General features: G+C 70.2%; 18 protein-coding genes, 1 pseudogene and 1 riboswitch. Of the genes and pseudogenes, 14 read left to right on the forward strand and 5 right to left on the reverse strand.

Going from position 1 to position 21577, the window contains the following annotated elements; all coding sequences use genetic code 11:
- Nucleotides 1–7: 7 nt before the first annotated feature.
- Together ACZ7OI_RS44450 and ACZ7OI_RS44455 are read right to left on the reverse strand one after the other, a co-directional pair.
- The gene (locus tag ACZ7OI_RS44450; RefSeq protein ID WP_470270127.1) at nucleotides 8–1414 is read right to left on the reverse strand and encodes an MFS transporter; all 1407 of its coding nucleotides are present in this window, start codon (nucleotides 1412–1414) and stop codon (nucleotides 8–10) included.
- Nucleotides 1411–2280 carry an alpha/beta fold hydrolase gene (locus ACZ7OI_RS44455; RefSeq protein WP_470270128.1) on the reverse strand — a complete coding sequence of 290 codons (870 nt, stop codon included), beginning with the start codon at nucleotides 2278–2280 and terminating at the stop codon, nucleotides 1411–1413. The genes ACZ7OI_RS44450 and ACZ7OI_RS44455 overlap by 4 nt, the downstream gene beginning before the upstream one ends.
- A gap of 118 nt (nucleotides 2281–2398) precedes the next feature.
- Between ACZ7OI_RS44455 and ACZ7OI_RS44460 the strand changes: the two genes are divergently transcribed.
- The 10 genes and pseudogenes from ACZ7OI_RS44460 (at nucleotide 2399) to metH (ending at nucleotide 15074) form a co-directional block, all read left to right on the forward strand.
- A complete protein-coding gene (locus ACZ7OI_RS44460; protein ID WP_470270129.1) occupies nucleotides 2399–3334 on the forward strand; it encodes a LysR family transcriptional regulator in 936 nt (311 codons plus the stop codon).
- Between the two features lie 51 nt (nucleotides 3335–3385).
- Nucleotides 3386–4258 carry an alpha/beta fold hydrolase gene (locus ACZ7OI_RS44465; RefSeq protein WP_470270130.1) on the forward strand — a complete coding sequence of 291 codons (873 nt, stop codon included), beginning with the start codon at nucleotides 3386–3388 and terminating at the stop codon, nucleotides 4256–4258.
- 613 nt (nucleotides 4259–4871) lie between these two features.
- Nucleotides 4872–5285 carry an SsgA family sporulation/cell division regulator gene (locus tag ACZ7OI_RS44470; RefSeq protein WP_470270131.1) on the forward strand — a complete coding sequence of 138 codons (414 nt, stop codon included), beginning with the start codon at nucleotides 4872–4874 and terminating at the stop codon, nucleotides 5283–5285.
- Between the two features lie 781 nt (nucleotides 5286–6066).
- The gene (locus ACZ7OI_RS44475) at nucleotides 6067–6402 is read left to right on the forward strand and encodes an STAS domain-containing protein (RefSeq protein ID WP_470270132.1); all 336 of its coding nucleotides are present in this window, start codon (nucleotides 6067–6069) and stop codon (nucleotides 6400–6402) included.
- Between the two features lie 43 nt (nucleotides 6403–6445).
- Nucleotides 6446–7285, forward strand: a complete 840-nt coding sequence (locus ACZ7OI_RS44480; RefSeq protein ID WP_470270133.1) for an aldo/keto reductase — start codon at nucleotides 6446–6448, stop codon at nucleotides 7283–7285.
- 53 nt (nucleotides 7286–7338) lie between these two features.
- Complete coding sequence (locus tag ACZ7OI_RS44485; protein ID WP_470270245.1) at nucleotides 7339–8340, forward strand: glycosyltransferase family 4 protein; 1002 nt, start codon at nucleotides 7339–7341, stop codon at nucleotides 8338–8340.
- Nucleotides 8340–9101: pseudogene (locus tag ACZ7OI_RS44490) on the forward strand (lysylphosphatidylglycerol synthase domain-containing protein); the annotation flags it as partial. The gene ACZ7OI_RS44485 and the pseudogene ACZ7OI_RS44490, both read left to right, overlap by 1 nt.
- Nucleotides 9102–9352: 251 nt before the next feature.
- On the forward strand, nucleotides 9353–10723 hold the full coding sequence (locus ACZ7OI_RS44495; protein WP_470270134.1) for a carboxylesterase/lipase family protein: 1371 nt from the start codon (nucleotides 9353–9355) through the stop codon (nucleotides 10721–10723).
- Nucleotides 10724–10727: 4 nt separating this feature from the next.
- Nucleotides 10728–11330, forward strand: coding sequence for a maleylpyruvate isomerase N-terminal domain-containing protein (locus tag ACZ7OI_RS44500; protein ID WP_470270135.1), 603 nt, complete (start codon nucleotides 10728–10730; stop codon nucleotides 11328–11330).
- Between the two features lie 44 nt (nucleotides 11331–11374).
- A riboswitch (S-adenosyl-L-homocysteine riboswitch) is annotated at nucleotides 11375–11451 on the forward strand.
- A 17-nt stretch (nucleotides 11452–11468) separates the two neighbouring features.
- Nucleotides 11469–15074 (forward strand): methionine synthase, encoded by a 3606-nt coding sequence (gene metH / locus ACZ7OI_RS44505; protein WP_470270136.1) that lies wholly within the window; start codon nucleotides 11469–11471, stop codon nucleotides 15072–15074.
- 129 nt (nucleotides 15075–15203) lie between these two features.
- On the opposite strand, the gene ACZ7OI_RS44510 is transcribed toward metH, so the two are convergent.
- Complete coding sequence (locus tag ACZ7OI_RS44510) at nucleotides 15204–15617, reverse strand: MarR family winged helix-turn-helix transcriptional regulator (RefSeq protein WP_470270137.1); 414 nt, start codon at nucleotides 15615–15617, stop codon at nucleotides 15204–15206.
- 59 nt (nucleotides 15618–15676) lie between these two features.
- On the opposite strand from ACZ7OI_RS44510, the gene ACZ7OI_RS44515 reads away from it, so the two are divergent.
- The 4 genes from ACZ7OI_RS44515 (at nucleotide 15677) to ACZ7OI_RS44530 (ending at nucleotide 18947) form a co-directional block, all read left to right on the forward strand.
- The gene (locus tag ACZ7OI_RS44515; protein WP_470270138.1) at nucleotides 15677–16195 is read left to right on the forward strand and encodes a DUF6790 family protein; all 519 of its coding nucleotides are present in this window, start codon (nucleotides 15677–15679) and stop codon (nucleotides 16193–16195) included.
- A gap of 41 nt (nucleotides 16196–16236) precedes the next feature.
- Nucleotides 16237–17832 (forward strand): FMN-binding glutamate synthase family protein, encoded by a 1596-nt coding sequence (locus tag ACZ7OI_RS44520; protein WP_470270139.1) that lies wholly within the window; start codon nucleotides 16237–16239, stop codon nucleotides 17830–17832.
- Between the two features lie 327 nt (nucleotides 17833–18159).
- Entirely contained in the window at nucleotides 18160–18534 is a 375-nt protein-coding gene (locus ACZ7OI_RS44525; RefSeq protein ID WP_470233371.1) for an STAS domain-containing protein, read from the forward strand.
- A gap of 2 nt (nucleotides 18535–18536) precedes the next feature.
- Nucleotides 18537–18947, forward strand: coding sequence for an ATP-binding protein (locus ACZ7OI_RS44530; protein WP_470270140.1), 411 nt, complete (start codon nucleotides 18537–18539; stop codon nucleotides 18945–18947).
- A gap of 124 nt (nucleotides 18948–19071) precedes the next feature.
- Here the strand turns inward: ACZ7OI_RS44530 and ACZ7OI_RS44535 are convergent, their stop codons facing one another.
- Both ACZ7OI_RS44535 and ACZ7OI_RS44540 read right to left on the reverse strand, forming a co-directional pair.
- Nucleotides 19072–20685 (reverse strand): AMP-binding protein, encoded by a 1614-nt coding sequence (locus ACZ7OI_RS44535; protein ID WP_470270246.1) that lies wholly within the window; start codon nucleotides 20683–20685, stop codon nucleotides 19072–19074.
- Between the two features lie 408 nt (nucleotides 20686–21093).
- A complete protein-coding gene (locus tag ACZ7OI_RS44540) occupies nucleotides 21094–21513 on the reverse strand; it encodes a contact-dependent growth inhibition system immunity protein (RefSeq protein ID WP_470270141.1) in 420 nt (139 codons plus the stop codon).
- Between the last annotated feature and the right edge of the window lie 64 nt (nucleotides 21514–21577).

The following is a 21577-nucleotide window of genomic DNA, read 5'->3' on the forward strand; positions in this document are numbered from 1 at the left end:
GGCTCGTTCAGCAGATCGCCGAATCGGGCCGTGCCGGTGCTTTTCGGGTAGCGCGGCCGACCAGCCCGACCGCGAAGGCGGCGGCCAGCGCAAACACTGCTGCCTCGTAGGTCATCGCGTGCCACAACGCCTGACCGGGGTTCCCGGCGGCCGCTGCGTAAGCGATACCGGCGAACGTGACGCCCAGAGTTCCGCCCAGTTGCTGTGCCGTCGGGAGCAATCCCGAGACCGACGTCGCGGCTTCGGGGCGGACTCTCGCGATGATCTGGGTGAACGCCGAAGCGGTGAACACCCCGAACCCGATGCCGCCGAGGCACAGCGCGAGCCAGTACACCCACAGCAGGGCGGGATCGCTGATGGTCACCGGGACGACCAGCGACACCAATCCCATTGCCAGGGAGGACGCCGCCAGAGCCCACGGGCCGAAGCGCCGGCCCAGCCTGTTCGCGATCCCGCTCCCGGCCAGCGCCCCGACGGCGTACGGGGTGATGCCGAGCCCGGTCTGAAGAGGACTCCAGCCCTGCACGCCCTGCAGGTGCATCGACAGCAGCAGCGTGAAGGACGGCACTCCGGCGTTGAACACCAGGACGACGCCCAGCCCCCATCGCGTCGCCGGTTCGGCCAATGTGGACGGATGGACGAGCGGATCCGCCGCCCTGCGCTGGGAAATCGCGAAGCCGGCCAGCAGCGCCGCGGCCAGCGCCAGGCTCAGCCACGTCCACCAAGGCCATCCGGCGTCCCGTCCCATCGTCAGGGGAAAGACCAGCAGGGCCAAGCCGAGCAGACTCAGCGCCGCCCCGGTCCGGTCGACGCGACCCGCCGTGCGTTCGCCGGAATCCGGCGGCAGCGCGGGGGAGAGCGCGAGGGCGGCGATACCGACGGGAACGGTCAGCAGCATCGCCGCCCGCCAGCCCAGGCCCAGCGGGTCGAGTTCGATCAGCACCCCGCCGAGCACCGGGCCCGCGAGCGAAGCCGCGGCCATGGTCGCGCCGAACGCGCTCAACGCGGCGGCACGACGCTCCGGGGGCACCGCGGACTGGATGATCGACAGGATCTGCGGCGCCATCAGCCCGCTGCCGAAACCCTGCAGCAGGCGTCCGGCGATCAGCACCCACGCCTCGGGCGCGGCGGCGGCGCCGATCGAGGCGAGGGTGAACACCGCCATCCCGGCGATGAACATCTTCCGGTAGCCGTAGTTGTCTCCCAGTCGCGCGGAAACGATCAGCGAGCAGGCGTAGGCGAGGGTGTAGGCGGCGAGAACCAATTGGCTCTCGCCCGCCCCGGCGCCCAGATCCCGCTGGACGTCGACCACGCCCACCTGCATGACCGTGACGCTGAACAGCTGAACGAACGTGCCGGACAAGATGATCGGCAGGAGAAGCCGCCGCTGGGCGGGGGAACGCACCGTGGTCATCGGGCGGGCCGCTGCAACGCGATGGCGGCGAACAGCGTCGCCAGCTCGTCCGGCCGGATCACGAACGGCGAATGGCCGCCCGGGAGGGAATGCACCTGGAACGGATTGTCCGGCGTCACCTGGTCGGCCTCGGAGATCATCAGATCCTGGGTCACCGGAGGCAGGGCGAGGTCGCCGGTCAGCCGGATGTAGGAGCGCGGGAGCCGTCCCCAGCGCTCCGCCGAGAGCGGAACCGGCGTGACGAAGTGCGAGAACGGGTGATCCGGGTGCAGGAACTGCCGCCACGAGTCCGAGGCGTCCGCGGGCAGGTCGTTCAGGAACGCGCGCCGGATGACGTCGGTCACCGCCGGGTCGGGTGAAAGCGGATTGATCCGGATCGCGCCCAGTTCGGCCGGGTCGCCGATCGGCGGAACCTGGATGGCGCCGGCGTTCTCCTTGGCTTCGATGTAGTCGGCGAACCGGGGCCGGCCCGCGGGGACGAACGAGGACAGATACACGAGGCGGTCGAGGAGCTCGGAAGCCTGCTCCGCGGCGGCCGACACCGCCGAGCCAGCGGCGCTGTGCGCGACCAGCACCACATTCCGGTAGCGGGTGCGGGCGCTGACCAGCGCTTCGAGCACGACGTCGGTGCTGTCCTGCAGGGTGAGGTCGCGCAGCGCCGACTTCTCGGTGGCGAGCCCCGGCTGGCCGGGCTGGAAGTACCCGCTGGGGACGGGCGCGTCGAGCCCGCTGCCGGGCAGGTCGATGGCAATGCTGGCGAGGCCGTGGCGGCCGAGCGCGCGCTGGGTCGAACTCCAGTGCGCAGCGGCGTGCCAGGCGCCGTGCACGAGCAGCAGGACGGTCTCGGACGAGGACGGACGGGTCATTCCAGGGCCCTTCGAAAGCGTTGATCACGGACCTCACCAGGTCACCGCAGCACCGCCTCGTTATCTACTCTCATATCTGACGAACGCCTTCGTCATACTTTCCGCGTATCGTGGCCGCGTGGAAACCCGCCATCTTCGCTACGCTCTGGCGCTCGCCGAGCACCAGCATTTCGGCCGCGCCGCCGCGTCGCTGGGCATCGCCCAGCCGCCGCTCTCGACTCAGATCGCCGCGCTCGAACGCGAGGTCGGCGAGCGGCTGTTCGACCGCACCCCGCGCGGCGTTTTCCCCACCGCCGCGGGCAATGCCTTCCTCGCCAGGGCGAGCAGCGCGCTCGCCGAGATGAGTCTCGCGAGGGTCGAGGCGGGCCGCGCCGCGCGCGGAGAGACCGGGCGGCTGCGGCTCGGGTTCATCGGCTCCGCGCTGCTCGACCCGCTGCCGGGCGTGCTCGGCCGGTTCCGGCGGACCCATCCGGACGTCCGGATGGTCCTCCAGGAACTGGACACGCCGACCGCGTCCGCGGCGCTGCTCGCCGGCGAACTGGACGTCGCGGTGGGGCGCGGCAGTCCTCGCGGGGTCGGGGCGGAAGACCTGGTGACGGTGCCCATCGGCGCGGATCACCTGGTGGCCGTGGTCTCGGCGGCGCATCCCTTCGCCGGACAGCGATCCGTCGAGGCCGGGCAGCTGGCGCGCGAGCCGCTCGTGGTCAGCGCGGACGCCGCCGGTTCTTACCTGCGACCGTTGTTCGAGCACGATCCCGCCGCCCTCGACGGGGCCGCGCTGGCGCGTGACGTCCACACGATCGCCGGGCTCGCCGCGTGCGGAGCGGGGGTCGGGCTCGGCCCGGACCGGATGCGCCTGATCGCCCGCGACGACATCCGGTTCTGCGACGTCGCACCCCGCTTCCGGCTGCCGGATCTGCAGATGTCGTTCCGGGCGACCGATTCCTCGCCGGTTCTCGCGGCGTTCCTCGCCGTGGTGCGGCAGAACTGCGCGGAGGTCGGCACCCGGCTGGACGACCTGCTCGCCCGCCATCCGGCGCTCGGAGCCTCCTGACCTTCGAGTCCACTGTGGATGCGAGAAAACTCAACGACCGCAAGGAGAACTATGCCTCGGGATACGCTCGAATCGGTGCGCCTCGACGACGTCGAACTGGCTTACCGCGTCGAAGGCGACGGGCCGGAGCTGGTCGTCCTGGTGCACGGGTGGCCGCAGACGAACGCGTGCTGGCGCCACGTGATCGAGCCGCTCAGCCAGGGCCGCACCGTCGTCGCCCCGGATCTGCGCGGTTACGGCGCTTCGGGCCTCGCCCGGTCCGGGGATTACGGCAAACGGGCCGCCGCCGCGGATCTGAGCGGTCTGATCCGTCACCTGGGGTTCGAGTCGGCGACGGTGATCGGGCACGACCGCGGCGCGCGGGTCGCGCATCGCTGGGCGCTCGATCACCCGTCGGACGTCAAGGCGCTGGCGCTGCTGGACATTCTGCCCACGAGGGTGGTCATGAACTCGTTCGACCGCGGTTCGGCGAGCGCGATGTGGCACTGGTTCTTCCACCGGAACACGGAGCTGGCCGCGAAGCTGGTCGAGGGGAATGTCGAGGCCTATCTCGGTCATTTCTTCGCCAGGGTTCGCGAATCCGGTGCCGTCGACGAGGAAACCTTCAAGCACTACGTCGAGGCGTTCAGCGACCCGGCGCGTCTGCGGGCGTCCTTCGAGGACTACCGGACCGGCTTCTCGGCCGACCTCGAACGCGACGAGGCGGATCACGCTCGCGGGCTGCGGGTGCAGACCCCGCTGCTGCTCCTGTGGGGTGCCGAGGGCGGCCTCGGCGGGCGCGACGTGGTGCGGGTCTGGCAGGAACATCACGCTGTTCCCTCCGCGGTCAGCGGGCATGCGGTTCCTGGCGGCCACTACGTTCCGGAAGAAGCGCCCGGCGAGGTTGTGGACGCTGTCGAGGCCTTTCTGGGGCAGGCCCGCTGACCTTCCCGAACCGACCTCGCCTCGGGAAACCGCTGCGCGCTCGCGCCGCTGCCGAGCTGTTCCCGCCTGGTTGCCTCAGGCCGCTCCGCGTCACCCTGGTTGGGGAGAATGCGCTGTCGAGAAGCGCCAGCGGTCAATCGAGGAAGACCGGTTCTGATCCTCGCCGATTGCCGCGGCACCCTGCTCGGGAGATCGCGCTGTCGAGAAGACCCAACGGCCAAGCGAGGGGAGGCCGGTTCGGACCGGCGTAACCGCTCACGAGGGCAATCGAGCCGTCGCCCGCCCTTGAATCGATTCGGTCCGCCTGATCGCCAAAATTGCCCGGCGGCGAACCCGCCCCCTCCGTGCGTCTCCGGACCCTTCCGGCTCCACGATCGTGGCACTCCGTTTTCGCAGGTCGAAGCCGTTCCTGTCCGGCGCGGGCAGCGGCATGCGCGCTGCCCGATCCTGCCGTCAATGCTGCCCTTGCGTAGCCAACTGAGACGTAGATCTCCACCGTTGGAGTGAAATCTGCTCGGTTGGGCAGCTTAGGCTCTTACGGCGCGTTACTTATTGAGAAACATTCACTTCGGTCCGAACAGGTTCGCGACCGGGTAACGAAGGAGGCGCCGTCGTGGAAACCGAACCGCAGGTCGTCCGCGCGACGATCATCTTCGGGTTGCGCACGTTCGGGTCCGTCCCGCTGCCGGTGCGCGCCGATTTGGAATACGACCCGGAGGATCCGTTCGCGGTGTCGGTCGGCTACCACGCCGGCGGTGGCGTCGTGCGCTGGCTGTTCGGGCGCGACCTGCTCGCCGACGGCCTGCTCGCCCCGGCGGGCGACGGCGACGTCCAGGTGCGACCGGCCGCCGACGACAGCCGCGTGCTGGTGGAGCTGAACGCGCCGGACGGTTCCGCGGTGCTGGAGGCGGCGGCGAACGAACTCGCCGACTTCCTCGACCGCACCTACGACGAGGTCCCGGTCGGCTCCGAAGACCGTTGCTTCGACTTCGACGAGGAACTCGCGAAGCTCGCCCTCCGCGACTGACGGTCCACAGTGGACATCCACGCGGGTGTCCGGGCGGCTCTCGTCCAGGCGGACTGGCCTGCCGCGAGAGTCGCCGCGCGAATCGCGCCGGTAGCCCGAGAGGGCGTCGCGTGAAACGGCGACCCGATCGGGCAATCCGCTCAGGTGCCCAGAGTGCCCGGCCGGTGAACGAATCCCGTCTCCGCCGCATAACCGGCGACTCGTCAATAAACACGCCCGCCAGGCTCACCCTTGCGCAATGCGCCCAGCCGCCCGAGAGTGCCCGTCCGGTGGACGAATCCCCGTCGCCGCCGCCTAAACCGGCGACCCGCCAATAGGCACGCCAGTCGGGCTCACCGCTGCGCAATGCGCCCAGCCGCCCGAGAGTGCCCGTCCGGTGGACGAATCCCCGTCGCCGCCGCCTAAACCGGCGACCCGCCAATAGGCACGCCAGTCGGGCTCACCGCTGCGCAATGCGCCCAGCCGCCCGAGAGTGCCCGTCCGGTGGACGAATCCCGTCTCCGCCACATAAACCGGCAACCCGCCAATAAACACGCCAGCCAGACTCACCCCTGCGCAATCCGCCAACCGCTCAGTCCGGCCCAACCCCTGCGCACCCCGTCAACCCTCCACCGGCCAGGCGCCCCCGAACAGGCGGACTCCGCAGCCGCGTGAGTGAACCTCCCCGTCGTCCGGGTTGACCGCATGGGCAGAACGCGTACGGTCTTCAGTGTTGGCTGTTGTCCAGAACCGTACTGCGGTCAGCGCCCCCAGCAGATCTCTGCGAAAGGAGCGCAAACCCATGACTCTCCACCTTCCCGGCGTCACCGCGCCGGTCGAATTGACTGTCCGCGCGGCTCGGCAGGCGGATGCGATCCATCTCGCCCCGGTCGGCGACCTCGACGCGGCCACCGCGCACGTTTTCGAAGAGGCGGTCGCGCCGTTGACCGGGCCGGTGGTCGTCGACCTGTCCGGCGTCGCGTTCCTGAGCTGCGCCGGCGTTCGCGCCCTGCTCGACGCGCACGAGCGGATCCCCCTGTTCACGGTCGTGCCCGGGCAGGCGCACGCGGTCCGGCGGTGTCTCGCGGTGACCGGTGCGGACGAAATCCTTGGTGTCCGCGAGATTGCCGCTGCCTGATCGAGCGAGTTTCGCCGCCGCCGGGCACGGGTAGGCCGCCGGTATGACGATCGAGACGAACCGCGTTCCGCAGCTAGAACTCCCCGACGGCGTCCGGATTCCGCAGTTCGGCCTGGGCGTCTTCCAGATTCCGCCGGAGGAAACCGCCGCGAGGGTGCGCGAAGCGCTCGAGGCGGGGTACCGGCACCTCGACACCGCGCAGATGTACCGCAACGAAGAGGGCGTCGGCGCGGGCATCCGCGATTCCGGCGTGCCGCGCGAAGAAATCTTCGTCACGACGAAACTGGCGAACGACGCGCACGGCCACGACAACGCGATCAACGCGATGGAAGGCAGTCTGCAGCGCCTCGAACTGGACTACGTCGACCTCTACCTGATCCACTGGCCGCTGCCGCACCAGGACAAGTACGTGGCCACCTGGCACGGTTTCGAGGAACTGCGGCGCGCGGGCAAGGCCCGCGCGATCGGGGTGTCCAACTTCCAGATCCCGCACCTGGAACGGCTGGCCGCGGAGTCGGCGACGGTGCCCGCGGTGAACCAGATCGAGCTGCATCCCGCGTTGCAGCAACCGGAACTGCGCGCCTACCACGAGGCGCACGGCATCGTGACCGAGGCTTGGAGCCCGCTCGCGCAAGGCGAGGTGCTCGAAGACCCGCTGCTGGCCGAACTGGCCGAAAAACACGGCAAGACACCCGCCCAGATCGTGCTGCGCTGGCACGTGCAGCTCGGCAACGTCGTGTTCCCGAAGTCGTCGTCGCCGAAGCGGATGCGGGAGAACATCGACATCTTCGACTTCTCCCTCAGCGACAGCGACCTCGACGTCCTCAGCGGCCTCGACGAGGGCCGCCGGACGGGCTTCGACCCGGACACCTTCGAAGGCTGAACCAGATCATCCGGTCGCACGTTGTCTCCAGTGAGGAAGGAGGCAGCGTGCGACTGTCCTGTTTCGTGGTGCCCGGCGACATCGACGACCGCAGCGTGCCCAGCGGCGGCAACACCTACGACCGCCGCATGGCCGAGCACCTGCCGGTGCGGCTGCGGCCGGTCGGCGGGACCTGGCCGGACCCTGACGAGGGCGCGAAGCGCGAACTGGACCGGGCCTTGGCCGAGGTCCCCGACGGCGCGAAAGTGCTGCTCGACGGCCTGGTCGCCTGCGGAGTGCCGGACGTCCTGGCCCCGCACGCGGACCGCGTCGGCCTGGCTGTCCTCGTCCACCTGCCGTTGGCGGACGACAGCCCGCACCGCGCGGCCGACCTCGACGCCCGCGAACGGAAGGCGCTCCAGCTGGCGCACCAGGTCATCGTCACCAGCCCAGCCGCCGCCCGAGCCGTCGAGAAGCGGCACGGCCTCGCCACCGTCCACATCGCACCGCCCGGGACCGCTCCGGCGCCGCGGGCGGCCGGGACCGACGGGGTGTCCCAGCTGATCTGCGTCGCCGCCGTGACCCCGCGCAAGGGTCAGGACATCCTCCTGAAAGCACTGTCCGAAGTGGATGGTCTTCGAGCGGACTTTGTCGGCTCGCGCACCCGAAACCCGGCCTACGCCAACCGCTTGAGCCATCCCCGAGCCCGTTTCACCGGGCCGCTCGACGGAGCAGCGCTAGAAGCCGCCTACGACCGAGCCGACCTGCTGGTCCTGCCCTCGCACGCCGAGACGTACGGAATGGTCGTCACCGAAGCGCTCGCTCGCGGAATCCCGGTGCTGGCCTCGGACGTCGGCGGCGTCCCCGACGCACTCGGCCGCACGCCGGACGGCGAAAGGCCCGGCCTCCTCGTCCCGCCTGGCGACGAAGCAGCGCTGGCGGCAGCGCTCCGAAGCTGGCGAGACGATCCTGCCCTGCGGAAACGACTCCGCGCGGCGGCTGTGGCGAGGGCGCGCACACTGGAGGGGTGGGCCGCCGCCGCGGCCCGGTTGAGCGGAATCTTGGCGGTGCGTTGATGCGGTGGCTGCGACTGCTGGCCGGGGCCGCGCTCATCGCCGCACTGTGGTGGCGGCTCGGCACCGGGGCGTTCACCGGCGGTCTGCGCGCGCTGGGCCCGGGGCCGATCGCGATAGCCCTGGTCATCGGGCTCGTGACGACGCTCGCGAGCGCCGCCCGCTGGCGGCTGGTCGCGGCGCGGCTCGGGCTGAGCCTGCCGTTCCGCGAAGCCGTCGGCGACTACTACGGCGCGCAGTTCCTCAACGGTGTCCTCCCCGCTGGCGTCCTCGGCGACGTCCACCGCGCGGTGCAGCACGGACGACGCTCCGGCGACGTCGGCCGCGGCGTCCGGGCGGTCGTGCTCGAACGCGTCGCCGGGCAAACCGTGGTGGTGGCCGCCGGACTGGCCGTCGTGGTCTTCCGGCCGGAGCTGTTGCCGCGTCAGGTGCTGATCTGCCTGGGGATCGTGGTCGTCGCGCTGCTCGTCGTCGCGGTGGCGCTGCGGCAACGGCTCAGGCACGTCTGGGCGGCCGACATCCGGACCGGCGTGCTCGGCGCGTGGCCCGGCGTGGCCGGCTGGTCCGTGCTGGCGGTGGCCGGGCATCTGACGTTGTTCGTGGTCGCCGCCCGGGCGGCCGGCACGACCGCGCCGCTGAGCGTTCTGCTGCCGCTGCTGGTGCTCGCGTTGCTGGCGATGGGCATGCCGCTCAACGTCGGCGGGTTCGGGCCGCGCGAGGGCACGGCGGCGGTTTCGTTCGCCGCGGCCGGGCTGGGCGCGGAGCAGGGTGTGACGGTCGCGGTCGGCTACGGCGTGCTCGGACTGGTCTCGACGCTGCCCGGCGGGGTGGTTCTGGCGCTCCGCCGGATGATCCGGCGGCCGGGCCGGGACGCCCGGCCGGTATCGTCCGGCCAGTGGCAGCGGCATTTCGGGCGATTCGGCGACGGTGGTTCGCGGCGCTGGCCGTCGTCCCCGTTCTGGCCGCGCCGGCCTGCGCGGCTTCGGACGCGGCGATCAGCCGGGCAGGCGACGTCGTGCACACCGCCGCCGGCGCCGTCCGCGGCAGCGTCGCTCCCGATCACCGGCTCTTCCAAGGCATCCCGTACGCGGCCGCACCCGTCGGCGAACGGCGCTGGCAGCCGCCCGCCCCGGTCGAGCCCTGGGCGGGGGAGCGCGACGCCACGAAACCAGGGCCCCGCTGTCCGCAGGCCGCCGACGGAGCCCTGACCAGCGAAGACTGTCTTTATCTCAACGTCTGGACCCCGCCGTCCGGCCAGACCGGGCGGCCGGTCCTGGTGTGGCTGCACGGCGGCGCGTTCCTCACCGGCGGCGGCGACCGCTACGGTGCCGCGCGGCTCGTCGACCGCGGCGACGCGGTGGTCGTCACGCTCAACTACCGGCTCGGCGCGCTCGGCTTCCTCGCCGACCCGTCGCTGGGCCCGGAGCCGGGCAACTACGGCTTCCTCGACCAGCAGCAGGCGCTGTTGTGGGTGCGCGACAACATCGAATCCTTCGGCGGCGACCCGAACCAGGTGACGATCGCGGGGGAGTCCGCGGGCGGGATGTCGGTGTGCGATCACCTCGTCGCGCCCGGTTCGCGCGGGCTGTTCCGAGCCGCGATCATCCAAAGTGGACCGTGCCAGGCACAGGCGACGCTTCCCGCCGCCGAACGCAAGAGCGTCGAGTACGCCGCCGCGCGCGGCTGTGCCGATCGCCAGACCGCTGCGGAATGCCTGCGTGCCTTGCCCGTAAAGAAACTCCTGGCCGCGCCGGCGTACGGGTCGATCGCGGGCATCGAGATGCCTGGCCCGGTCACCGGCGGTTCGGTGCTGCCCGGCAAGGTTCCCGCGACTCCGGTGCCGGTGATGCTGGGCACGACGCACGACGAGTTCACGTACTTCCTCGCCGAGCAGACGGCGGCCGGTCGCGAAGTCACGCGGCACGGCTACCCGCAAGCGCTTGCCACCGTGTTCCCGAACGCGGACGCGGTCGCTCGCGAATACCCGGTGGATGCGTTCAGCGGCAACGCTTCCCTCGCCTACGCGGCGGCTGTCACCGATTGGGCGTTCTCCTGTCCGACCGCGAAGCTGGCCAGCTCGTTGCCGAGCGTGTCGACCTATGAGTTCAACGACCCGACGTCACCGGCTGCGGCCGCGCTGCGAGCACCGTTCCCGCTGGGGGCCACGCACACCGCGGAACTGCCGTACCTCTTCGATTTTGACGGTCGGCCAACAGCTTTCACGCCGGCGCAGCAGCGCCTCGCCGACCAGATGGCCGACGACTGGACGTCCTTCGTCCGCGGCGGTCCGACCGGGCGCGCCGTGGCGTACCGGCCGGGCGGCGCGGCCCCGTTGACCGGTTTCGCGAAAGATCACCACTGCGGCTTCTGGGCTTCTCTACGCTGACCGCATGACCGTGCGCGCCGAAGATCTCGACGAAGCCCTCGCCTGCGTTTCCGCCGCCCTCGCACCCGTCACCGGCGGCGACTGGACTCGTCCGGCGGGCGATCTCGACTGGGATTGCCGTTGCACCGCAGAGCACCTCGGCGACACGCTCCTGTCCTACGCCGCCCAGGTCGTGAGCCGCCCGGCCGACCGTTACGTGCGTTTCCTCGCCAAAACCGACGACGACGCGACCCCGGCCGAACTGCTCGAATTCGCCCTGACCGGCGGCCGTTTGCTCGCCGCCGCCGTCCGGGCCGGCCAGCCGGGCGAACGCGCCTACCACCCGACCGGGCGCTCCGATCCGGCCGGATTCGCCGCGATGGGCTGCGTGGAACTCCTGTTGCACGGCGACGACATCGCCCGCGGCCTCGGCGTCGCGATCGATCCGCCGCGCGACACCTGCGCCCGCGTCGTCGCGCGGCTTTTCCCCGAGCAGGAGCCGATTCCCGACGCTTGGGACGCGCTTCGCTGGTGCGCCGGCCGGATCGGCCTGCCCGGGCGACCCCGGCGGACCGGCTGGAAATGGCGGGGCAGCCCGCTCGAGGACCGCTCGATTCCCGAGGAGTGAACACGCCTGCCCGCGAGGTGGTCACATCCGGTAGTCTTGACCACCAGGTCGAGAGGCGCTGCAACGGACCGGTGGTCCGCCACGCTCGGCCGGTACCACCATCCAAGGGCGCCTCCGTGGACTCATGCGGAGGTGGCGATGACCCAGAACCTGCGGAACCTGCTCGACCAGCGCGTCGTCGTGCTCGACGGAGCCTGGGGCACGATGCTGCAGGGCGCCGGTCTCGCTCCGGAGGACTACCGGGCGGACTGGCTCGAAGGGCACGAGAAGGACGTCACCGGCGACCCGGACCTGCTGAACCTCACGCGGCCGGACGTCGTGCTCGACGTGCACCGCCAATATCTGGCCGCGGGCGCGGACATCACCACCACCAACACGTTCACCGCCACCAGCATCGGCCAGGCGGACTACGGCCTGCAGGACCGCGTGCGCGAGATGAACCTGCGCGCCGCGGAACTCGCGCGCCAGGCCGCGGACGAGTTCGAAAACCGTTTCGTGGCCGGGTCGATCGGCCCGCTGAACGTCACGCTGTCGCTGTCGCCGCGGGTCGAGGACCCGGCGTATCGCGCGGTCACCTACGAGGACGTCAAAGCCTCGTACGCCGAGCAGATCAAGGCGCTCGCCGACGGCGGCGTCGACCTGCTGCTGATCGAGACGATTTTCGACACCCTCAACTGCAAAGCCGCGATCACCGCGGCCCGCGAGGTCGCGCCGCACCTGCCGCTGTGGATTTCGGTGACCATCGTCGACCTGTCCGGGCGCACGCTGTCCGGCCAGACCGTCGAGGCGTTCTGGACCTCCGTCGCGCACGCCCGCCCGATGGTCGTCGGCGTCAACTGTTCGCTCGGCGCCGCCGAAATGCGGCCGCACGTGGAGGAACTGGCGAAGCTCGCCGACACCTACACCGCGTGCCACCCGAATGCGGGCCTGCCCAACGCGTTCGGCGGCTACGACCAGACGCCCGAGGAAACCGGCGGCATGCTCGGCGAGTTCGCCGGAGCCGGGATGGTCAACATCGTCGGCGGCTGCTGCGGCACCTCGCCCGCGCACATCGCGAAGATCGCCGAGGCCGTCAAGGGCCTTCCGCCGCGGCCGGTGCCCGCGCACGAGGCGAGCACGCGGTTCTCCGGCCTCGAGCCGTTCAAGATCGGCGCGGACACCGGGTTCGTGATGATCGGCGAGCGCACCAACGTCACCGGTTCGGCGAAATTCCGCAGGCTCATCGAGGCGGGCGACCACCAGGCGGCGGTGGACGTCGCGCTGGAGCAGGTCCGCGGCGGCGCGAACCTGCTCGACGTCAACTTCGACGCCGACCTGCTCGAATCCGAGCAGGAGATGACGACGTTCCTCAACCTGATCGCCACCGAGCCCGAGGTCGCGCGCATCCCGGTGATGGTGGACAGCTCGCGCTGGACCGTGCTGGAAGCCGGGCTCCGCTGCGTGCAGGGCAAGGGCGTCGTCAACTCGATCAGCCTCAAGGAGGGCGAGGGCCCGTTCCTGGAGCAGGCGCGGCGCATCCACGACTACGGCGCCGGCGTCGTGGTGATGGCCTTCGACGAGAAGGGCCAGGCCGACACGGTCGAGCGCAAGGTCGAAATCTGTTCCCGCGCTTACGATCTGCTCACCCGCGAGGCCGGTTTCGCCGGCGAGGACATCATTTTCGACCCGAACGTGCTCGCCGTCGCCACCGGCATCAGCGAGCACAACGGCTACGCGAAGGCGTTCATCGAGGCGCTGCCGCTGATCAAGGAACGCTGTCCGGGCGCGCACACCTCCGGCGGCATCTCGAACCTGTCGTTTTCCTTCCGCGGCAACAATGTCGTGCGCGAGGCGATGCACTCGGCGTTCCTGTTCCACGCCGTGCGCGCCGGGCTCGACATGGGCATCGTCAACGCCGGCCAGCTCGCGGTGTACGAGGACATCCCGAAGGACCTGCTGGAACTGGTCGAGGACGTCCTGTTCGACCGCCGCGAGGACGCCACCGACCGGCTGGTGGAATTCGCCGAGACGGTCAAGGGCAGCGGCACCAAGCGCGTCGTCGACTTGTCCTGGCGCGAAAACCCGGTGGCGGAACGGCTTTCGCACGCGCTGGTGCACGGCATCGTGGACTTCATCGAGGACGACACCGAGGAAGCCCGGCAGAAGTTCGACCGGCCGCTCGAGGTGATCGAAGGCCCGCTGATGGACGGCATGAAGATCGTCGGCGACCTCTTCGGTTCCGGGAAGATGTTCCTGCCGCAGGTCGTGAAGAGCGCGCGGGTGATGAAGCGTTCGGTGGCGTATCTCGAGCCGTACATGGAGGCCGAGAAGGCCAAGCTGCAGGCCGAGGGCCGCTTCGAGACGACTCGCGGCCAGGGCAAGGTCGTGCTCGCCACGGTGAAGGGCGACGTGCACGACATCGGCAAGAACATCGTCGGCGTCGTGCTGGGCTGCAACAACTACGAGGTGATCGACCTCGGCGTGATGGTGCCCGCGGCGAAGATCCTCGACACCGCGGTCGCCGAGCACGCGGACGTCGTCGGGCTGTCCGGGCTGATCACGCCGTCGCTCGACGAAATGGTGTCGGTGGCGCAGGAAATGCAGCGGCGCGGGCTGAAGCTGCCGCTGCTGATCGGCGGCGCGACCACGTCGAAGCAGCACACCGCGGTGAAGATCGCGCCGGCGTACGACCACACGACGGTGCACGTGCTCGACGCGTCGCGGGTGGTCGGCGTGGTGTCCGACCTGCTCGACACCGACCGCGCCGACGCGCTGGACATCGCCAACCGCGCGGAGCAGCAGCGGCTGCGGATCCAGCACGAAAACCGGCACTCGACGCCGATGCTGACCGTCTCGCAGGCCCGCGCCAACGCCGAGAAGGTGTCGTTCGACGAGATCCCGACGCCGGAGTTCACCGGCGTGCGCGTGGTCGAGCCGTCGATTCCCGAGCTGCGCGAGATGATCGACTGGCAGTTCCTGTTCCTGGCCTGGGAACTCAAGGGCAAGTACCCGGCGATCCTCGACCAGCCGGTCGCGCGCGAGCTGTTCGACGACGCGAACCAGCTGCTGGACGAGATCATCGAGAACGGCTCGTTCACCGCGCGCGGCGCGTACGCGTTCTGGCCCGCGCATTCCGAGGGCGACGACATCCTGCTCGACGGCGAGTACTCGGACTGGAAGTTCCCGATGCTGCGCCAGCAGACGCAGAAGCCCGACGGCCGCGCGAACCGGTGCCTGGCCGACTACGTCGCCCCGGCCGGTTTCGGCGACCATCTGGGCGGATTCGCCGTCGGGATCCACGGCGCGGAGGTCCTGGCCGCCCGCTATGAAGCCGAACACGACGACTACCGGGCGATCATGGTGAAGGCGCTGGCCGACCGGCTGGCCGAGGCGTTCGCCGAGTACCTGCACCTGGAGGCCCGCCGCCGCTGGTTCGAGCCGGACGTGCAGCCGGACCTGGCGGACCTGCACGCGGAACGCTTCCGCGGCATCCGTCCCGCGCTCGGCTACCCGGCGAGCCCGGACCACAGCGAGAAGAAGGACCTGTTCGAGCTGCTGGGCGCGGAGGAACTGGGGATCGGCCTGACCGAGTCGTACGCGATGACCCCGGCCGCTGCGGTGAGCGGGCTGATCTTCGCGCATCCGGAATCGCGGTACTTCACGGTCGGCCGGCTGGGGCGCGACCAGATGGAGGACTACGCGGTCCGGCGCGGCGAGGAACTGTCCGAAGTGGAGCGGTGGCTGCGGCCTAATCTGGCTTACTGAGCCGTCTTTTCGCGCGGTTCCGTCGCCCTTGCGTGACGGGCCGCGTCCGTGAGGGGAACCTTCAGGGAATCAGATTCCCTGAAGGTTCCCCTCACAGCATTTCTGGAGCGGTCGTTCCCCAAGCCCGCCTCAGGACAGCAGTTCGGCGAGCCGCTCGGTGTCGCGCAGATACTGCTCGTACGGAAAACCCGCCTCCAGCAAGGCCTCGCGGAACTCGTCCCGGAGCGGTTTCCCGGTGTCGTGGAAGGCTGTGCGGCCGGCGTCGGTGAGGGTGACCAGCCGCCGTCGTGCGTGTTCGGGGTCTTGGCGCACCTGCACGAGCCCGGCCGATTCCAGGGGGCGCAGCGCGCGGCTGATCGCCGGGTCGGACACCGACATCGCCTGGGCCAGCTGATGCTGTGTCGCGGGTTCGATGTCCTCCACGGTTCCCAGCAGCCGCAGCTGGCTGTACGTCAATCCGCCTGAGCCGTCCGCGCGCTGCCGCGCGGCTTCGCCCAGCAGGAACACCACTCGATGCAGCGCTTCGGCAAGTCCGTCTTCCACGGGAGCGAGCCTACCAGGAGTGTTGACGAGTTAATATTAACTATGCAAGACTCATCGGCATGGAGATCCCTTACACAGCTCAGACCCTGTTCCCCCTCATCTGGCCGCTGATCGCGGTCGTCGGCGCGGTGCTTCGCACCCGGAAGAGCCCGTCGCCGCAGGCGCGACTCGAAACCTGGCAGCGGTGGTGGGCCGTCGCCGCGCTCGGCTGCGGCAGTCTGTGGATGGTCTTGGCCTTCCTCGGCATGCCGGGCGTGATGGCCGACACGATCGGGTTCGCCCGCTCGCCGTTCCAGTTCGAGATCGCGTTCGCCAACCTCGGACTCGCGGTGATGGGCTTCCGCGCCGCCTCGTCGTCGGCGACCCCTCGGGAGCGCATCACCGTCGGCCTCGGCGCCGGGATGTTCCTCTGGGGCGCGCTGATCGGCCACGTGTACCAGTGGTTCGCGAACGGCGACCACGCGCCGGGCAACACCGGCGGCGTCCTGGTCTGCGACCTGCTGTTCCCGGCGGTGCTGATCGTCCTCGCGGTTCGCTCGAAGCGACTGGCCGCCGCCGAGAAGCCCGTGCTGGTCTAGCCGACCTGCGCGGCATGGCGACGGGGGTTAGTTTCGACGCCGTGGCAAGACTCAGTGTGGTCCGATTCGGACTGGTCGCGGGGCTGGTCGTGCTCGCGGCCGGGGCGGTAGCGCTCAGCGCGGCGGTGTCGGCGTGGTGGTGGTTCCTGGCGGCGCCGTTGCTGGTGCTCGCGGCGACCGGGGTGTACGAGATGACCCAGCGGCGGCATTCGGTGCTGCGGAACTATCCCGTGCTCGGGCATCTGCGGTTCTTGCTCGAAAGCCTCCGCCCGGAAATGCAGCAGTACTTTGTGGAACGCAACTTCGACGGCCGCCCGTACGACCGCGATGTCTGGTCCATAGTCTATCAACGCGCCAAAGGAACTGCCGCGGAAGAACCATTCGGCACCGAGCGTGACGTGTACGCCGAGGGATACGAGTTCCTCGTCCCGTCACTCGCGCCGGTGCCGGTTCCGGATACCGTGCCGCGCGTCCGGGTCGGCGGGCCGGACTGTACTCGGCCGTACGAGATGGCTTTGCTGAATGTGTCCGCGATGAGCTTCGGTTCCTTGTCCAGTAACGCAATCCTCGCGCTGAACCAGGGAGCCGCCCGAGGCGGTTTCGCCCACGACACCGGCGAGGGCGGCCTGTCGGAGTATCACCTTCGTGGCGGCGGCGACCTGATCTGGGAAATCGGCACCGGGTACTTTGGCTGCCGAACCTCCGACGGTGATTTCGATCCCTCGACCTTCGCCGACAAAGCCGCCCACGATGCGGTGAAGTGCGTTTCTTTGAAACTTTCGCAAGGCGCCAAGCCCGGGATGGGCGGAGTGCTTCCGGGTACGAAGGTGAATGCGGAAATCGCCCGGGTGCGCGAGGTTCCGTTAGGGGAGACTGTGGTTTCCCCGCCGTACCATCGGGTGTTTTCGACGCCGCGCGAACTGGTGCTGTTCATTGCCCGGATGCGCGAGTTGGCCGGCGGGAAGCCGACCGGGTTCAAACTGTGCGTCGGCTCGCGGGTGCAGGTGCTGGCGGTGTGCAAGGCGATGCTGGCCGAAGGGGTCACGCCGGACTTCATTGTGGTCGATGGCGCGGAGGGCGGTACCGGTGCCGCTCCGCTGGAGTTCGCGGATCACCTTGGCACGCCGCTCACCGAGGGCCTGCACACTGTCCACAATGCACTGGTCGGCACCGGATTGCGGGACCGGATCCGGCTCGGAGCGAGCGGGAAGGTCGCGACCGGCGCGGACGTGGTGAAGAGGCTGATCCAGGGCGCGGACTACACGAACGCGGCGCGGGCGATGATGTTCGCGGTGGGGTGCATCCAGTCGCAGAGGTGCCACACGAACAAGTGCCCGGTGGGGGTCGCGACGCAGGATCCGCGCCGGGGGCGAGCGCTGGACGTGGGGGACAAGACCGAGCGGGTGCGGCGCTATCAGGAGGCCACGGTCGCTTCGGCGATGCGGATTATGGCGGCGATGGGGGTTTCGGATCCGGCGGAGCTGTCGCCGCAGATGCTGCGTCGGCGGGTGGATGCGCGGACGGTGCTGTCGTATGCCGAGTGGTACGACTGGCTGGAGCCGGGGGAGCTGCTGGGGGAGCCGCCGAAGGGGTGGGCGGAGGAGTGGGCAGCGGCTGACCCGGACCGGTTCGGTTGAGCGGGGATGGTTGTGCTGCTGCCTCCGCCGGGTGATTCGGCTGCGAGACAGGTGGGCGGTCTGTGAGGGGAGCCCTGAGGGAATCAGATTCCCTCAGAGCTCCCCTCACAGACCTCTGCATGGCCGCACCGCGGCGCGTGCGATCAGTTCCGGCTCCCTGCCAGCCGCAACCAACCCGAACTCCGGATTGACGTGCGGTTCACCGCAAGTGGCGTGCGCCGGACCCGCTGATGGCCGAGCGGGCGCACGGCCAGGCGGGGGTCCGGCGCCGCCGCCGACCGGAGGTCCACTGGCGATCCGTCCTCTGATCGGGCACGATCGTCAATCGTGGCTTCGGGAGACGGGCAGGACGCAGGCGACCTCGAGGTTTCCGTCCGGTGGCGGGGGCCGGCCGCGGTCGTGACGGTGGGCGGCGAGATCGATCTGGTCACCGCGCCGGAACTCGGCGAGTTCGTGGGCGGGGTGCTCGAGCGGGAGCCCGGCGTGCTGGTCGTGGACCTGCGCGCGGTCGACTTCCTCAGCTCGTCGGGACTGCAGGTGCTGGCCGGCGCGCATCGCCGGCTCGACGCTGGTGCGCTGCGGGTCGTGAGCACGTCCTCGATCACCTCGCGGCCGTTCACGACCACCGGACTCGACGAGTGGATCTCGCTGTTCCCCTCGGTGGACCAGGCGCTGGCCGGGGTCGCCGGGGCGGGCGGTTGACCATGGACGTGCAGGAGGACACCCGCGCACTGAGCTGTCACGGGATCGTGGCGGAACCGGGGGCGTTGCGCGCGTTGCGGCACCGCTTGCTGGCGTGGGCGCTGGAGTCGGGCATTCCGGACGATCGTGCGCACGACATCGTGCTGGCCGGGTACGAGGCGCTGGCGAACGTCGCGGATCACGCCTACCCGGGCGAGCCGGGGCTGGTGGATCTCGACGCGGTGTGCCGGCCGGACAGCGTCGAGGTCGTGATCGCGGACCACGGGGAGTGGCGTCCGCCGGACGACGTCGAGGACGATCCGGTTTCGGTGCGCGGACGCGGGTTGCTGCTGGTGCAGGCGACGGCGGATCGGGCCGATGTGCGGACCAGCGCGGACGGCACAGTGGTCACGTTGCGATGGCAGCTGGACTGAGGACCGGTTCGCGGGCAGGCCTGTGTGGACGGCCCGGTGCTCGCGTCGGGGCGGCTGGGGTGAGGTTCGGTTTCGGTGAGCGGACCAGTGCTCACGGCAGAGCGGGCACAGCGGGGCTCGGAACTCAGCTCACCGGTTCGGCGGCGCGACGCCGCAGCAGGTACCGCTGGACCTTTCCGCTCGGGTTGCGCGGAAGGTCCGGGACGAACTCCACCCGCCGCGGGTATTTGTACGGCGCGGCAAGGGATTTCGCGAACTCCTGCAGTTCCTTCGCCTTCGCGTCGTCGCCGGGCACGCCGTCGTTGAGGACCACGTAAGCGGCGACGATCGAGCCGCGCGCGTCGTCCGGGGCGGCGACCACTGCGCACTCCAGCACGTCCGGGTGGCGCAGCAGCACCTCCTCCACCTCGGGACCGGCGATGTTGTAGCCGGACGAGACGATCATGTCGTCGCTGCGGGCGCGGTAGTGGAAGTAGCCGTCGGAATCGCGGACGTAGGTGTCGCCGGTCAGGTTCCAGCCGTCCTCGACGAAGACGGTTTGCCGGTCGTCGGCCAGGTAGCGGCAGCCGGTCGGGCCTTGGACGGCCAGCCGGCCGGGGGTGCCGTCGGGGACGGGGCGGCCTTCGTCGTCGACGATTTGCGCGCGATAGCCGGGGACGGCGCGGCCGGTGGCGCCGGGGCGGGCGTCCTCGTCGGCGGCGGAGATGAAGACGTGCAGCATTTCGGTGCTGCCGATGCCGTCGATGAGCCAGTGGCCGGTCGCCTCGTGGAAGTCGGTCGCGACGGATTCGGGCAGGGCCTCGCCTGCCGAGACCGCGCGTCGCAAACCGGAAAGCATCGAGCGGCGGTCGGACGCCAGGATCGCCCGGTATGCGGTGGGCGCGGTGAACAGGACCGTCACGCGGTGCTCGGCGACGAGGTCGGCCAGTTCGGCCGGGGTGGCGCGTTCGATGAGCAGCGTCGCGGCGCCGGCGTGCAGCGGGAACACCAGCAGGCCGCCGAGGCCGAAGGTGAACGCCAGCGGGGGAGTGCCGCAGAACAGGTCGGTTTCCCGGGGTTTGACCAGGTGCCGGGAGAACGTGTCGGCGATGGCGAGCAGGTCGCGGTGGAAATGCATGGTCGCCTTGGGACGGCCGGTGGTGCCGGAGGTGAAGGCGAGGAGGGCGACGTCGTCCGCGGCGGTGTCGACGTCCTCGAAGGTCTCGGGGCGGGTGGCGCAGCGGGCGGCCAGGTCGTCGGGGGTGTCGCCGCCGTAGCGGATCAGGGGGAGGTCGAAGGACTGCAGTTCCTCGGGATACCGGTGGTCGCAGAGGGCGATGACGGGCGAGCTGGCTTCGATGATTTTCGACAGCTCGTGCGCGCGCAGCATCGGCATGGTGGCGACGGCGACCGCGCCCGCTTTCAGTACGCCGAGCCAGCACGCGGCGAGCCACGGGGTGTTCGGACCGCGGAGCAGCACGCGGTTCCCGGGCACGACGCCTTGTGCGACGAGTTCGTGGGCGATCTGGTTGGCGCGGGTCAGAAGCTCGCCGTAGGACCAGGATTCGGTGGGGGAGAGCAGCGCGGGACGGTCGGCTCCCCAGCGCGCGATCGTGTCGTCGAGCAGGCGGGTGGCCGCGTTGAGCCGGTCCGGGTACTGCAGTTCGGGCAGGTCGAACCACAACCGCGGCCACTGCTCGAACGGCGGGAGGTGGTCCCGGCAGAACGTGTCGACATGCGCACTCGGCTGGAGCTGCACCACGTGCCCCCAATTCAGACGACGGCCATTCACGCGTCCAGCTACTGTAATACGTTTTACGACCGTCAGGAAGACGCAACATCGGACGGCGCTCGCGGGGGCACGGAGCGCAGTCGGGACGCTCCGGGGCGCGGGTGGTTCGGGCTTCCGCGGGGGTGGGGCGTGGGGGCGGCAGGCGGCAGGCGAAGTCCGCCGTGCGGGTGCTCCGGAGCGCGTCCGGGGTGGACTGGCGCGGTGCTGTTCGCGGGAGGCGGGGAGCGAAGCCCACGGTGCGGGCGCTCCAGAGCACGGCGGGGATGGGTTTCGGGTCATTCGCTCAGGGGCGCTCGCGGAGGTGGGTGGGGACCTCGGTGCGGCCGCAGGTGGTGCGCGGCTTCGTGCCGGAGCGCGGCGGGGTGGCCCGGCCGGTCAGGAACGGAGCCGCTCGCGGAACGCGGCGATGCGTCGGCGGAGGAGGTTGTCGAAGTCCTCGGCGGAGGTGTCGATCGCCGCGATGACACGTTCGAGCCGCTCGAGGTGGTCCGGGCGGGCGCGCCAGTGGGACGGCGGTACGCGCATCGTCGACTCGAGGAGATCGCCGGGATAGAAGTCGCCCTCGCAGAGCGGGTCTTGCTCCAGCATGGCCAGCGCCCGCGGCACGAGGATCGGCGCGCCGACGTCCTGGCCGAGCAGGAGGCGGACGTCCTCGACGGTGAGCAGCGCGATCGGCTTGCGCCGCAAGCGATGCACGGTTTCGATCAGCCGCGTCGCGTCGGCGGGCGGGTCGCCCCAATCGGAGTTTTCGATCTGCTCCAGGGACTGGTCGGACCGGTCGGCTCGTCGGGGCATGGGCGGTCACCTCCTTCCGGCGAGGATTTTCGCATCGGAGGACACCCGAGGCTTCGCGAAAAGT

This window comes from Amycolatopsis sp. NPDC114503 (genome assembly GCF_055633655.1).

Bases quoted from the DNA above. Each gene is read 5' to 3' on its own strand.
- ACZ7OI_RS44450 (WP_470270127.1), bottom strand. From the start codon at position 1,414: ATGACCACGGTGCGTTCCCCCGCCCAGCGGCGGCTTCTCCTGCCGATC.
- ACZ7OI_RS44455 (WP_470270128.1), bottom strand. From the start codon at position 2,280: ATGACCCGTCCGTCCTCGTCCGAGACCGTCCTGCTGCTCGTGCACGGC.
- ACZ7OI_RS44465 (WP_470270130.1), top strand. From the start codon at position 3,386: ATGCCTCGGGATACGCTCGAATCGGTGCGCCTCGACGACGTCGAACTG.
- ACZ7OI_RS44475 (WP_470270132.1), top strand. From the start codon at position 6,067: ATGACTCTCCACCTTCCCGGCGTCACCGCGCCGGTCGAATTGACTGTC.
- ACZ7OI_RS44480 (WP_470270133.1), top strand. From the start codon at position 6,446: ATGACGATCGAGACGAACCGCGTTCCGCAGCTAGAACTCCCCGACGGC.
- ACZ7OI_RS44500 (WP_470270135.1), top strand. From the start codon at position 10,728: ATGACCGTGCGCGCCGAAGATCTCGACGAAGCCCTCGCCTGCGTTTCC.
- metH (WP_470270136.1), top strand. From the start codon at position 11,469: ATGACCCAGAACCTGCGGAACCTGCTCGACCAGCGCGTCGTCGTGCTC.
- ACZ7OI_RS44515 (WP_470270138.1), top strand. From the start codon at position 15,677: ATGGAGATCCCTTACACAGCTCAGACCCTGTTCCCCCTCATCTGGCCG.
- ACZ7OI_RS44530 (WP_470270140.1), top strand. From the start codon at position 18,537: ATGGACGTGCAGGAGGACACCCGCGCACTGAGCTGTCACGGGATCGTG.
- ACZ7OI_RS44540 (WP_470270141.1), bottom strand. From the start codon at position 21,513: ATGCCCCGACGAGCCGACCGGTCCGACCAGTCCCTGGAGCAGATCGAA.